Genomic DNA, 13,057 nt, shown 5'->3' on the forward strand with positions numbered 1-13,057 from the left:
AGAACAATCAGCGGTTGGTGCGAAGCAACAATCCGGACGACACCGGAGCAAGGCGACGGTGTCCAGCCCGCAGGGCGTGCGAAGCTTGCCAGTAAGGACGTCGATAAAAATCTAAATCGGCATTGCTGATTTAGACACATGGTCAGCCTCCCACGAGGCTGACCCATTCTTAAACGCGTTGCCATGCAGCCCGCTTAAGAATGGGGAAGTGTAAAAGCAAACAAGATGGCAGCCAGCCCGCGGCCAGCCATCATCTGAGCCAAGCCCACAAGGCATTAACAATCAGAGATGCCCATGACACTTCAGGAATTTTTCAAACAATACAGCCAGGCCTATTCGGCACTGGATGCAAAAGCCGTCTATGCCATGTTCACCCGCCCTTTTGTGGCGGTATTCCATGGCCAGACCGCCGTTTTTGGAGAACGCGATACCGACGCCCTGTACCAGGCCACCGTCGGCATCCTGGATTACTACCGCGACCAGGGCGTCATCAGCGCCAGCTGCTATGTGGCCGAAGTGTTGGCCTTTGGCAGCGACCTGGCCAGCGTAAAAGTCCGCTGGACCGCCAAACGCAAGCAGGCCGAACCGTGGATATTTGCTACCGCCTATCACCTGAAACGGGAAGACGGCGACTGGCGCATCTACGGCGTAGCCCAGTACGAAGAACACAGCCACCCGGCCCACTAAGCCGGACGGGCTTCTCAAGCCGGTTGGCAGTCAGCCGGCTTCGGAAGCAAACCACAACGGGGGACACAGGCATGAGCACCACCCTATTTTGCAGCGCCAGCCGCGCCGCACAGCACCCGGAACAAGACCGCTTTCGCAAACTGGGCCTGGTGCTGGTAGACCTGCCCGAGCCGCTGCGCGACACGCCAGCCGGCCCCCGTACCGCCATCCGCATCATGCGCCAGAGCGCCATGGAGCTGGAACACGCGCCCTGTCAGCCCGACACCGCCACCAGCACCCATGCCCTGCCCGGCGCCAAATACCAGATCCAGCCAGCCGCCCCGCAAGGCGTGGCCGGCAAATAAACACGGAGAATCCAATACATGTTGAGCTTTGACGACACCCCGGTACAAAAACCGGCCGTAGCCCCTACCGACAGCAACAACGCAGGCCGCGTCAACGCCGTGGACAAGAAAGTCATCAACGGCACCACCGACGTCAACCAGCTGGTCCCGTTCAAACACAAATGGGCCTGGGAAAAATACCTGGCCCAATGTGCCAACCACTGGATGCCGCAAGAAGTAAACATGCAGCGCGACATCGAACAATGGAAAACCGGCCAGCTGACCGAAGACGAAATGCGCATCGTCAAGCGCAACCTGGGCTTCTTTGTCACCGCCGACAGCCTGGCCGCCAACAACATCGTGCTGGGCACCTACCGCCAGATCACCAGCCCGGAATGCCGCCAATACCTGCTGCGCCAAGCCTTTGACGAAGCCATCCACACCCACGCCTATCAATACATCGTGGAAAGCCTGGGCCTGGACGAAGGCGAAGTGTTCAACGCCTACAACGAAATCAAATCCATCCGTGACAAAGATGAATTCCTGATTCCCTTCATTGACGTACTGTGCGACCCGGCCTTCAAGACCGGCACCCTGGAAAACGACCAGAAGCTGCTCAAATCGCTGATCGTGTTTGCCTGCATCATGGAAGGCCTGTTCTTCTACGTCGGCTTCGTGCAAATCCTGGCACTGGGCCGTCAAAACAAGATGACCGGCGCAGCCGAGCAGTACCAGTACATCCTGCGTGACGAATCCAGCCACTGCAATTTCGGTATCGACCTGATCAACACCATCAAGCTGGAAAACCCGCAGCTGTGGACCGAAAACTTCAAGGCCGAAATCGTCGAGCTGTTCAAGCACGCCGTAGAACTGGAATACGCCTACGCCGAAGACACCATGCCGCGTGGTGTACTGGGCCTGAACGCCAGCATGTTCAAGGAATACCTGCGCTTTATTGCCAACCGTCGCATGCAGCAGATTGGCCTGGAGCAGCTGTTCCCGGGCGTGAACAACCCCTTCCCGTGGATGAGCGAGATGATTGACTTGAAGAAGGAGAAGAACTTCTTTGAGACGCGGGTTACCGAATATCAGACTGGCGGGGCGTTGAGCTGGGATTGATGCTCCCTAATTGGGCGTTAACGAACAACCAATAAACCTACCCAAAGGCCCTGCAATGCAGGGCCTTTTCTATAAAATGCACACATCCATAAAAATATACTAAATCACTTCAAAACTGGAAAATCATTTCAATCAACAACCATGCCAATTCCAAATAAAAAATTGATATATACCACAATGCTCTATTCATCAGATCATGAAAAATCACATCCTTTTCTATGAGTGCGGTTATATCCTATTTCAGGATTGTTGCTTTGAAATTGACGAATAAAAACACCTTCCATACTTCTTACCTCATCCTTGCCACTTGTTTCAAATAAAATCTCCTTCCTTAATGTAAAATCCGACAACTCTTCCTTACTGAAATCCATTTCGACCGACTCAGCATCCCAACTCCCAAAATACTGCAAGGAGTGACCTTTCCCACCCTCATCCTTACCAATATATATTTTACCATTTGGGAATGTTATCTTATACACAACATAACCAAAAACCATATATTACCTCATAATAAAATTAAAATGGCGACATTCAAAATTACACAACAATCAGCTTACCCCTACTCACAATGTCACATTAATTGAACTTCGCAGGTCTTGCCCTGCCGTCAAGATACTTTGCTTTTTCTTCGCCTGCATAGACCGGAGAGATGGCTGACAGGTGTGCGGAGACATGGGTGGCACTATGCGCCGACTGCCCGAGAAAATACTGAAAAATCCAAGACAAAACAAACTTCGCGGGTCTCGCCCCGCCGTCGAGATACTTTCTTTTGCTTCGCCGAAAAGAAAGTATCCAAAGAAAAGGCGACCCGCAGCACGTCGAAACCCCGACACAGTCACACCGCCCAGGGCGCGGCCGGAACTTGCGGCGCGCTAGCGTCGCGCCGCTTCAGACAGCCGACCGCTTAAAACCCTGGGCGGCACGGCTGCGTCGGCTTGCGCTGACGGGACCAGTCACTGTCGGCAAAGGTTTTAATAATAAATATCAGGGTAATTTGCGGGAAATATGTGCCAAACCAGACGCAATCAGCGGCCCTGAAATGAACCACCGCACCAACGCGCCCATGGGCCCCGTCAAGCATGCCGACGGGTGGACGGGGCGAGGTGTTAAGCGCCTGCTTTGTCTGAGCGATTTGACGTTAGCAAATCGCGAGTTCAGGCGCGCCTCGCCACGGTCGGGTCCTGTCGGGTAGCCGCAGGCCATGCTTGTGGGGTGGCCTTGGAGATGAAGGAGGGCTTGGCCAAGCAAGCCCTCCTTCCCGTCTGCTGCGCGGAAGCGGTAACACAGGACATCACCCGCAAAGCGATTAATTCTCCAGCGTTTTCACGCCGGACAAGCCTGCCGAACACTCCCTAAAGGTCGGTAGAGTGCCAAACACAATCATGCTTCCATTGGAACTTATACTGATAACGATATAAAGTTCTCAATGAAACCAGTCCATTTCTTAGGCAACGCGCTTGCTTGCCTGCGGGAATTTCCTGATGCCGCCCGGCAGAACGCGGGCTACCAACTGGATCGCTTGCAGCATGGTTTGCAACCGTCAGACAGCAAGCCAATGACCACCATTGGCCGTGGCGTAGAGGAAATCAGAATCCGGGATGCAACAGGCAGCTACCGCGTGATCTACATCGCGCGCAGGGCTGATGCTGTTTATGTGCTGCATGCCTTCCAGAAGAAAAGCCAGGCGACAGCAAGGCATGATATTGACTTGGCACGGCAGCGCTTAAACCAACTATTGAGAGGCAAACCATGAGCACGGAACCCAGCACCATCAGCGTATGGGATGCACTTGAATCCAACCCGCAACAAGCGGCCAATCTGCGTGTGCGTGCCGCATTGATGCGCCAGATTTCCACCACGCTGAGTGAACTAGGACTGACCCAGGCGGAAGCTGCACAGCGCTGCGGTGTCAGCCAGCCGCGCATCAGCCAGTTGATGAACGGCCAGATTGCATCGTTTTCGCTGGATGCCCTGGTCAATATCGCGGCGGCGCTCGGTCAGACAGTTGAAATCCGCTAACGGGTGTATTCGCAGCCGACCGCCCATTTACCCTGAGAGGCACGGCTGTGTAGACTTGGACTGACGGGCCTGGGTCAACTTCGACAGTTGTTCTTAAATCAAGGGATACCGCATGAACGACTCAAGAAAAACCCGTGTGATATTTTTGGCTGTTTTGAGCAGCTTTAGCCACGCCGACTTAGCCAAGGCCACCCCCAAGCCCATCAGAGAACCTAACAAATCCTTTGAAGAAAAATTGCCAACTGGCTGGAGTTCAGATTACCTGATCCGCACAATAGCGCCCCAAAAGGACAAGTCAGCATTTGTTGGTGCAATCATCAAGCCGTGGCCAGGAGAAAATGGAAAATTCATTGTCGCGCTTTGCACCACCAAGGATGGTATTTCAAGACATCAACTTGATCTTAGGGCAGATGGCTGCTCAAACGAAAGCTCGGAACTCTATCTTGGCGTTTTTGGACTGGAAATAACGCAAAAACAGTCAGCGTATATTTTATTGGCTAAAACAGAGATGCCTGTAACAGACAAGGTAGACTGGACAGCATCCAACATAGACGGCAATGATGCTGACTGCCTGAGCAACCTCAAGGCATGTAACAAAGGCAGTTCATTTCCTGATGTATGGACATATATTGACAACACGCCCTATCGCATCAATAAAGAATATCCAACATTTGGCATTAATGCCGAATGGCGAAACAATTTTGCTGGCAGTGGCACCAGCACTTCATCTGCACTGTATTTGATTTCCCAGTTTGATGACAAACTGAAAGTCATCTTTTCGGCCCCGATGAGTTATTTCAAATCGATTGAAGGGGAATGGAACAGCAAGCACACAAAACAGATGGTTGAAGAAGCCTTTGCCAAAAACTATCTGATCATTTCAAGCAAAGAAATGCATGGCTATAAAAATATTCTGTTACGTGAAAAAAATGGAACATGGCACAGAACTTATCAGTGGGATAAAGAAAAGAAAGTCTATGTTGGCCAGTAGTTGTCGCTAGCCTATCACTTTCAAAATCTACAACACCAATACACATACTGTGTGACCGGGCGAGGTATGTAATCGCCTGTAATGTTTGAGCGATTTGACCTTAGCGAATCGCGAACACGGGCATATTTCGCGGCGGAACGCCCCGGTAAATCGCTGGGGCTTCCGCCCTACGCACCTACCCGTAGGGTGGATGCCCCAAAGGGGCGATCCACCGCGCCACACTTTCGAATAAATCCACTTTTCCGATCGAAAAACCACCGCACCAACGCGCCCACCGGCCCCGTCAAGCATGCCGACGGGTGGCCGGGGCGAGGTGTTAAGCGCCTGCTTTGTTTGAGCGATTTGACGTTAGCAAATCGCGAGTTCAGGCGCGCCTCGCCTCGGTCGGGACCTGTCGGGCAGCCGCAGGCCATGCTTGTGGGGTGGCCTTGGAGGTGAAGGAGGGCTTGGCCACACAAGCCCTCTTTCCCGTCCGCCGCGCGGAAGCGGCAACACAAATCATCATCCGCGCAGCGGATTCCCGCTTCAGACTGAACTTTTGGCCCACCAAATCCGCTCAACCATCTATTGCCGCAATGGATATTGACCGCTAGCCTCCAAGACTTGCGTTCAACAACGCATCGGGTTTGGCGACCCATCACCAGCAAAAAACCAAGTAAGCAACCTATTAACTTGCGTCTATTGCACGTGAAGGACATCGCCATGACTGACACCAAGCTGCATCCCCCTCCCCTTACTCTGTCCTACCTCGGCAAACCCATCCGCCTCCACCTTCACCCCCACACCTGCTGCCTGCGCGCCGACGACATCATCGCCCTGTTCGGCAGCCGACTACGCCTACGGCTACAACAACTGCTCACCACCCAGCACTGCACCCACCACCAACACAGCAACACAGACATCTACTGGCCGGAAGCCAATCTGCAGCGTGCACTGCTGCAATGCCATCGCCCCGCTACGCAACGGCTGCGCCACTGGCTGAACCGCCATGTCCTCCCCGCCCTGCAACAACGCCCAAGCGACGCCCCACGCCACGACCAGGCATTGGCCATGGCCGCCGAGGCCGGGCAGCAGATCAGCCATGCGGTATTACGTGCGGTACTGGAACAGGGACAAGGCTGGCAGCACGGACATTGGCTGCTGACGCTGCGCTTTACCCCTAACCATGCCAGCCGCCATGCCCATGGCCGACTGTTGGCACTCAACAGCCAGGCCACGCCCTTGCAGGCATTGGCCCAGCACATTGCCGCGCCGGACGGTTTGCCCAGCAGCAATGCAGAATTATTGCGACTGGCGGAGGCTTGCCATCAGCTATTGGCCAGACGGATGAACAAACAGGCGTGGCGGATTGAGGCAGCGGAAGACAGAACGGTGGAACCGGAGTAAAACCCGGCGGCATGCCGGGCCGGGGTCAGCCCAGCCGCGCAATGCGCGCGGCGGCGGTGTCGATATGCGCGCCCAGCGCAGCAATGCAGGGGGCAAAACGGGCGGAGAAACCGTCATGCGCCAGCAAACGGGTGTGGAAGTCTTGCGCCAGCGTCAGGGCCTGCCGCCAGATGTCGGCGGGTACTTCGGCGCGCAGATTGGCCTCCGGCACGGTGTCGGCCAGTGCGCCACCGCCGCGTGGGGCAAAGGCCATGGGCAGCATGTCGTAGGCCGGGGCCAGTTGGTAGGGGCGGCCATGCAGGCTGATGAAGGACAGGTTGCCGCTGTGCATGTCGGTATTACCTGTCAGCGTGCCAAACGCCCACAGCAAGGCGGCAGCGGCGTGCGACTGGGGTGTGACATGGCCTGCCGCCACCAGCCGCTGCACCACCACCGGCCACGGTGCATGGGCTGCGCCAACAAATTCGGCATCCAGCGCGCGCAGGGAAAACACCGCCACCCGACCCAGCGGGCCGATGCGGTCGAAGCGTGGCACTTCCAGAAAGCGTTGGGGGCCGAAATCCCACAGCGTGGTAGTAACGCCCAGCACGGCCAGGGCCAGGTGTTCGGCCAGCAGCAAGTCGCGCCAGCGCTGGCTGACGGCGTTGTCTTCGGCGGCGGTGAATTTCACCAGCACATGGCCGTGTTCGGTGTAGGCGCAGAACTTGGGCTGCTCGCCTCCGGCAGACGAACCGGGCAGTTCGCCCGCACTGGCGGCTTGTGCCAGCGCCGGGAAGCCCTGCTCGCGCTGAATTGCCTGCGGTATGGGCATGGACAGGAAATGCTGACGGGCAGCGTCGCCAATCAGCAGATTGCCAATCACATCATGACCATGGGTCAGCAAGGCGCGCAGAATGTCGGCATCGCCCCAGTGTTCCGGATTGGCGGGCAGGCCCAGGCTTGCGGCGTGGGCAGAGGCATAGGCGCGGCCCAGGTAGCCTTGCGGTCGCATGTCCTCCAGCCACCACGGCAGCCCGTTGCTGTGCAGCCAAACGCCATCAGCATGCTGCATGACAAAGCCGTCTGGCCGTACCGGCAGCAGGCGGCCCAGTTCCCGAATTTGCCCGGCATCGCTGACACGGTAAATGGGCAGTGCCAGCTGGCTGCGCCGGGTGTCGCGCAGTGCATAGTGAATAGCTGGCCCGGCCCCCAGGCGTAGTACCTCATCGCCCAGCGCGGTCAGTGCGCGGGATACCGTTGGCTGGCTTAAGCCTGTTATTTCAACAAGTTGCCGTGCAGTGTGCAATCCACCAGCCAGTTGCTGACGCAGGGTTTCGGTATGACGTGACATGATATGAATGAATTATTGAATAGCTTATTGAATAGCTTATTGAATAGCTTATTGAATAGCTATTGTAGTCAAGCAGTGGCAAACCGTCACCTGCTGGGTAATCGGCAGGGGCAGCACCAGGCCGCTGCACGATAGATCTGCCACGATAAATTATTTGTCATGAATAATCATGACGTGGGAATAAACCGATAAAATGTAAATCTTTGTTAACGCATCACTGGAGATTGTTGTGAAGATTTGCACCGCTGCTGCCCTTATCGCTGCCGTACTGCTGACCGGCTGTGCCTCGGTCGACATGGCGTCCAAAGAAGAATCCGCCCGTGCCAAAACCTTTGCCGCCCCTTCCGCAGGCAAGGCCGGGCTTTATATTTATCGCAACAGCTTTGTGGGCAAGGCGCTGAAGAAAGACATTTTTGTTGATGGCAAGTGCGTGGGCGAAAGCGCTCCGGACGTGTTCTTCCGCACAGAGGTAGCTGGCGGCGTGATGCACAAGCTGGACACTGAATCGGAATTCTCTTCCAACACCATCGCGTTGATGACCGAGGCTGGTCGAAACTACTTTGTCCGCCAGTACATCAAGCTGGGCGTGTTTGTGGGCGGTGCCGGGCTGGAGCCGGTGACGGAAGAGGAAGGCAAGGCCGATGTGCTGAAGCTGGAACTGGCCAAGGGCGGCCATTGCGACGGCACGCCCTGATCTGGTGACTGTCTGTCACGCATCATCACGCCGGCACTTGCCGGCGTTTTGCATGGTGCACGGGCCTTATGGCGCGGGCTGGCGCAACAGCAGGTCTTCGTAAAACGCGCCAAAGGGCAAGACCGGATGGCGGATCTGGATTTCCAGTATCCACACGCCGGCATCCGGGCAGTCGGCAAAATCGCCCAGCTTGCCCGCCTGATAAATGGCGTGCGGAAAATCGGACACGCGGTGGCCCCGCACCTCCAGATTCAGCTGCCAGCCCTGCGTCGCAGCACACTCGGCGGCATAGTCGTACAACGCTGTGCCAGCACAAGCGGTGGCTTGCCAATGCTGGCTCACCCTCTGCCACAAGGCATGGCAGGCATCCACGCAGGCGTGCATGGCCGGGTTGTTGCCAGTCACAAAACTGGCACCGCTATCGCCTTCGTGGCCGTCCCACACCACGCCCAGGTCGATGAAATAGATATCGTCCTCGCCCAGTACATGGTCCGGGTCGTTCTTCTGACGGAAGGTTTTCAGCGTGCTGCTGCCAAAGCGGATGACGATGGCGTGCCAGATGCGCTCCATGCCCATGTCTTCCAGGGTGGCTTTGGCCAGCTGCTTGGCTTGCTGTTCGGTCATGCCCGGTTTTATCTGTGCCGCAATGCGGTGGATGGCGGCAAAGGTGCGGTTGCGGGCATGCAGCATTTTGGCCAGAGCATACTGCGGGCCAACGGCTTGCGGGCCGGGTGTCACGGTGGCGGGCATGTCACCTCCTGTGCAGGAAAGTATGGAAACCAGCCGCAAAACTAGCATGGCCAGCGGCATGGCGGGCTGCCCTTGCACGCCATCATTTACCCCGGCTGCGACATGGATGGGGGCATCGACTGCATTACATTAGCAAATTCCCATACAAGCTTGTCATCCCGCCGGGCTTGACCGCGTTATACAGACAGGCGCTACCGTGCCGCGCACAGGTGCGTAACAGCACCCTTCCCTTTCCCTTATTGGAAAAAACCAACATGAAACGCATTCTGCTTTGCTGCCTTGCTACCCTTGCCCTGTCTGCCTGTTCCAGCCACAAACCGCCGCAAGCCTCTGCCGTTGCCCCACAGGCTGTAGCACCGCAGGCGGCCAAACCGGTAGCAGACAGCGCAGCACTGGCCAAGGCAGCGCTGGAGAAGAAGATTGATGCCAATATGGCAGCCAACCCGGCTTTCATTCCGTTTGCTGCCGACAGCCGCGAGCTGGATGAAGCAGGCAAAGGGCAGATCCTGCGCCAGATTGCCAGCTTCCAGTCCAGCAAGAAGCTGATCATCCGCGGCTACTGCCATCACGGCAGCAGCAATGCCCGTGCCGTAGCCCACGCCCGCGCCGTGGCGGTGAAGCAGTTCCTGGTGGCATCCGGCGTACCGGCAAAACACCTTGTTGTCCGCTACAACACCGACAAGGACGCCCAGGGCGTGCAGATTACCAGCAAGTAAGCCAAAACGCCCTGCACAGGCGGGCTGGTGCTGAGCACGGTTTATCTATATAATCGTCAGTCTTATCTGGGGGCGACCTGGTTTCGACGGGGGTTGCGAAGCAGATGGGGGCATACCGGGATTTCAGTCATCCCGTAAAACACTGAATTTTTTTAGTCGCAAACGACGAAACTTACGCTCTAGCAGCCTAACGGCCGGCTAGACACTACAACGGTTCGCAGATGGGCCGGGGGCGTCAAAACCCTGTAGTGTCACTTTACATCTGCTAGTGCCTTTCCGGGTTACTTGGTCTGGTGCGAAACTTTAGGTAACTCGCCAAAGCTCAGCCTGTCCGTCGGCGTAGCGGAGGTTAAATCCAAATGACACGACTAAGTATGTAGAACTCACTGTAGAGGACTTTCGGACGCGGGTTCGATTCCCGCCGCCTCCACCAAATTAGCATTTCACACCGTGTCATGGTGTGCCAAGAACCCCGGAAAATAAGCCTTCCGGGGTTTTTTTATGGCTTTTATCGTGTCATGACGTGTCTTGACATGCCCCCACCCCAGGGGGCATAAAAGGGGGCATAAGCAACGGGGGCACAAGTCGATGCCCCCAAGTCCCTGAAAGATGCCCCCTATGCCCCTTACAGTCGCTGCCTGCAAGAACATTAAACCCCGCGATAACGGCAAGCCCTTCAAGCTGAGTGACGAACGGGGCATGTATCTGGAAGTCATGCCAAACGGCGCAAAGTATTGGCGATTGAAGTACCGCTTCAATGACAAAGAAAAGCGCCTTGCCCTTGGCGTGTACTGCGGGCCGACCCAGTATGACGAAAAGGGAAAGGCAATAGCTGACAAGGTAATTACTGGGCTTGGCGAGGCCAGAGAGAAGCGCGACGAAGCCCGCCGCCTGCTGGCCGAAGGTATCGACCCAGGCGAACTGCGCAAAGTTACCAAGGCAACCAGCAAGCTGAGTGCTGAAAACAGCTTCGAGGCCGTTGCCCGCGAGTGGTTTGCCAAGTATCTGCCCACTTGGAGCGAAGGCCACGCCACCCGCATCATCCGCCGCCTGGAGCGCGACATATTCCCTTGGCTGGGCAACCGCCCCATTGCTGAAATCACCGCCCCGGAGCTGCTGGCCAGCTTGCAGCGCATCGAAAAGCGCGATGCCATCGAGACGGCGCACCGGGCAATGCAGAACTGCGGCCAGGTATTCCGCTATGCCGTTGCCACTGGCCGAGCCGAACGCAACCCGGCTGCCGACCTGGTGGGCGCAATTGCCCCCGCCGTCAAAACATCGTTCCCCACCATCACAGACCCCAGCAAGATTGCCGAACTGCTACGCGCCATCGACGGCTACAAGGGCAGCTTCATCACTCAGTGCGCCCTGAAACTGGCCCCACTGGTATTTGTACGCCCTGGTGAGCTACGGCAAGCAGAGTGGGCCGAGATCGACCTTGAAAACCGGGTTTGGACGATACCGGCTGAACGCATGAAGATGCGGGAAAAGCATTTTGTGCCACTGTCACAGCAGGCCGTGGCCATCCTGACCGAGCTGCAAGCCCTGACCGGCAGCCGTCAGTATGTTTTCCCTGGCGCACGGACCAATGGCCGACCAATGAGTGACAACACCGTCAACGCCGCCCTACGCCGCCTTGGCTACAGCAAAGAGGACATGACCGGCCACGGCTTCCGGCATATGGCGTCCACACTGCTGAATGAACAGGGATGGAACCGGGATGCCATCGAACGCCAGATGGCACACGCCGAGCGCAATAGCATCCGGGCAACCTACAACTATGCCGAGTACCTGCCAGAACGAACCAAGATGATGCAGTCTTGGGCAGACTACCTGGACGGCTTGAAGGCTGGCGCAAAAGTGACGCCGCTGTTTAAGTCAGCCTGACGCTGAATTTACACCAGCAATATCAGAAAAAACTAATCAAGATGACAATTGGGGGCGATGCTTTGTTGTGCGAGCACACACACAATGTTGCATTAATGAAACAGAAAAATACAAGATATTGATTGGAAAAGGCAGGCAATCAGGTGAGGAGGCGAACCTTAGCAACCCAACCCACACCTTGCAAGCAAATGCCATCAAATGCGGCAGAACGTGACAAAACGATGCTGAATTAGTTGCGGGTATACAACACAGCCACAGAATCGAATAACGTGCCAATAACGCAAAATTACGTGGGGTAGCGCACCTGCACTTTTGCATGGTTCAAGACTAAATCATAATTTCAGCCGCAAATTGCGCGTACATATAGAGTGATGCCGTACAATATGGCCTGTGACTTAATCAGGACGCAAAAAAGGCCGCCCGGCAAGGCAGCCTGATTTGCCAGTCACTTCAAAGCAACTGATCGAGTCGGGTTTACGAGACCCTTCCCGGTTACCAACCCCTGGCGAGGGGTGGCGTGGATATTTAGCGAAACACTAAACCCGCCCTTTATATCGTCAATTCCCTAGCAAGTAAAATTGAATGTTCCACACTGCCCCATTTTGTGGCGCATTGTGTCATGCATGACATATTTGCTTTGCTTGGCGATATGCCCCTTGCCTTTTCACAAAGGCATTCTTATGCATCCGTATTTTCTTCCCCTGCCGCAAGTCGCGGCACGTTATAGCGTTACACGGAACACCATCTATCGCTGGCTGAATGGCGATACCGTGCAAGACTTCCCCCGCCCTATCAAGCTTGGCAAGGCTGTCGTATTCGACATCCAAGAGCTTGAGGCATGGGAGTCTGCGCAACGTGCAAAGAGGGCCGCTTAATGAAAGCCCGCGCCCACTCCCAGCAACACATCAAGATTGCCGACGCACAGGCCAATATCCTCGCCCCCTACGGCGCACTGCCTGCAACCGGCTTTGTCCGCCTTGCCGACCTGCGCCAGATCATCCCGTTTTCTGATTCAACAGTCTGGAGACGTGTCAAAAATTCAACGTTCCCGGCACCTATCCGCCTGTCTGAGCGAGTGACCGCCTGGAGAGTTGAGGACATCAGGAAGTTTCTTGCCGATCCGGTCAACTATCAGGCCGACGCGGCATAAGGGGG

At 56.0% G+C, this 13,057-nt stretch carries 15 protein-coding genes and 1 other RNA gene; 13 read left to right on the forward strand and 3 right to left on the reverse strand.

All coding sequences use genetic code 11. The features are described from left to right. The first annotated feature begins 294 nt into the window (after positions 1-294). From HWX34_RS17820 to HWX34_RS17830, 3 genes are all read left to right on the forward strand, one after another. Positions 295-687, forward strand: a complete 393-nt coding sequence (locus tag HWX34_RS17820) for a hypothetical protein (protein ID WP_178973523.1) — start codon at positions 295-297, stop codon at positions 685-687. A 71-nt stretch (positions 688-758) separates the two neighbouring features. Beyond that, positions 759-1,031, forward strand: a complete 273-nt coding sequence (locus HWX34_RS17825) for a hypothetical protein (RefSeq protein ID WP_178973524.1) — start codon at positions 759-761, stop codon at positions 1,029-1,031. Between the two features lie 18 nt (positions 1,032-1,049). Next, positions 1,050-2,129 (forward strand): ribonucleotide-diphosphate reductase subunit beta, encoded by a 1,080-nt coding sequence (locus HWX34_RS17830; protein WP_178973525.1) that lies wholly within the window; start codon positions 1,050-1,052, stop codon positions 2,127-2,129. A 194-nt stretch (positions 2,130-2,323) separates the two neighbouring features. Here HWX34_RS17830 and HWX34_RS17835 read toward each other — a convergent pair whose 3' ends face one another. Continuing rightward, positions 2,324-2,626, reverse strand: a complete 303-nt coding sequence (locus HWX34_RS17835; protein WP_178973526.1) for a GIY-YIG nuclease family protein — start codon at positions 2,624-2,626, stop codon at positions 2,324-2,326. A 929-nt stretch (positions 2,627-3,555) separates the two neighbouring features. Between HWX34_RS17835 and HWX34_RS17840 the strand changes: the two genes are divergently transcribed. The 4 genes from HWX34_RS17840 to HWX34_RS17855 all read left to right on the forward strand — a co-directional run bounded on the left by HWX34_RS17840 (position 3,556) and on the right by HWX34_RS17855 (position 6,525). Next, positions 3,556-3,882, forward strand: a complete 327-nt coding sequence (locus HWX34_RS17840; protein ID WP_178973527.1) for a type II toxin-antitoxin system RelE/ParE family toxin — start codon at positions 3,556-3,558, stop codon at positions 3,880-3,882. Next, the gene (locus HWX34_RS17845; protein ID WP_178973528.1) at positions 3,879-4,148 is read left to right on the forward strand and encodes a helix-turn-helix domain-containing protein; all 270 of its coding nucleotides are present in this window, start codon (positions 3,879-3,881) and stop codon (positions 4,146-4,148) included. Before HWX34_RS17840 ends, HWX34_RS17845 begins: the two co-directional genes overlap by 4 nt. 112 nt (positions 4,149-4,260) lie before the next feature. Continuing rightward, the gene (locus HWX34_RS17850) at positions 4,261-5,139 is read left to right on the forward strand and encodes a hypothetical protein (RefSeq protein ID WP_178973529.1); all 879 of its coding nucleotides are present in this window, start codon (positions 4,261-4,263) and stop codon (positions 5,137-5,139) included. A 702-nt stretch (positions 5,140-5,841) separates the two neighbouring features. Further along, entirely contained in the window at positions 5,842-6,525 is a 684-nt protein-coding gene (locus HWX34_RS17855; protein WP_178973530.1) for a hypothetical protein, read from the forward strand. A gap of 25 nt (positions 6,526-6,550) precedes the next feature. Here the strand turns inward: HWX34_RS17855 and yjjJ are convergent, their stop codons facing one another. Beyond that, a complete protein-coding gene (yjjJ, locus tag HWX34_RS17860; protein ID WP_178973531.1) occupies positions 6,551-7,855 on the reverse strand; it encodes a type II toxin-antitoxin system HipA family toxin YjjJ in 1,305 nt (434 codons plus the stop codon). Between the two features lie 229 nt (positions 7,856-8,084). Here yjjJ and HWX34_RS17865 point away from each other — a divergent pair, with 229 nt between their 5' ends. Continuing rightward, positions 8,085-8,549: a DUF2846 domain-containing protein gene (locus tag HWX34_RS17865; RefSeq protein ID WP_370459779.1), complete on the forward strand. Its 465-nt coding sequence runs from the start codon at positions 8,085-8,087 to the stop codon at positions 8,547-8,549. A 66-nt stretch (positions 8,550-8,615) separates the two neighbouring features. Here HWX34_RS17865 and HWX34_RS17870 read toward each other — a convergent pair whose 3' ends face one another. After that, positions 8,616-9,299: a M24 family metallopeptidase gene (locus HWX34_RS17870; RefSeq protein WP_178973532.1), complete on the reverse strand. Its 684-nt coding sequence runs from the start codon at positions 9,297-9,299 to the stop codon at positions 8,616-8,618. A gap of 254 nt (positions 9,300-9,553) precedes the next feature. On the opposite strand from HWX34_RS17870, the gene HWX34_RS17875 reads away from it, so the two are divergent. From HWX34_RS17875 to HWX34_RS17895, 5 genes are all read left to right on the forward strand, one after another. After that, the gene (locus HWX34_RS17875; RefSeq protein ID WP_178973533.1) at positions 9,554-10,015 is read left to right on the forward strand and encodes an OmpA family protein; all 462 of its coding nucleotides are present in this window, start codon (positions 9,554-9,556) and stop codon (positions 10,013-10,015) included. Positions 10,016-10,083: 68 nt separating this feature from the next. Further along, positions 10,084-10,448, forward strand: a transfer-messenger RNA (tmRNA) gene (gene ssrA, locus HWX34_RS17880). Positions 10,449-10,633: 185 nt separating this feature from the next. After that, positions 10,634-11,902: a tyrosine-type recombinase/integrase gene (locus HWX34_RS17885; RefSeq protein WP_178973534.1), complete on the forward strand. Its 1,269-nt coding sequence runs from the start codon at positions 10,634-10,636 to the stop codon at positions 11,900-11,902. A 680-nt stretch (positions 11,903-12,582) separates the two neighbouring features. After that, positions 12,583-12,777: an AlpA family phage regulatory protein gene (locus HWX34_RS21635; protein WP_178973535.1), complete on the forward strand. Its 195-nt coding sequence runs from the start codon at positions 12,583-12,585 to the stop codon at positions 12,775-12,777. Continuing rightward, positions 12,777-13,052, forward strand: a complete 276-nt coding sequence (locus HWX34_RS17895; protein ID WP_178973536.1) for an AlpA family transcriptional regulator — start codon at positions 12,777-12,779, stop codon at positions 13,050-13,052. Before HWX34_RS21635 ends, HWX34_RS17895 begins: the two co-directional genes overlap by 1 nt. Positions 13,053-13,057 lie beyond the last annotated feature (5 nt).

This window comes from Aquitalea sp. LB_tupeE, from assembly GCF_013391415.1.
Lineage (GTDB): Bacteria > Pseudomonadota > Gammaproteobacteria > Burkholderiales > Chromobacteriaceae > Aquitalea.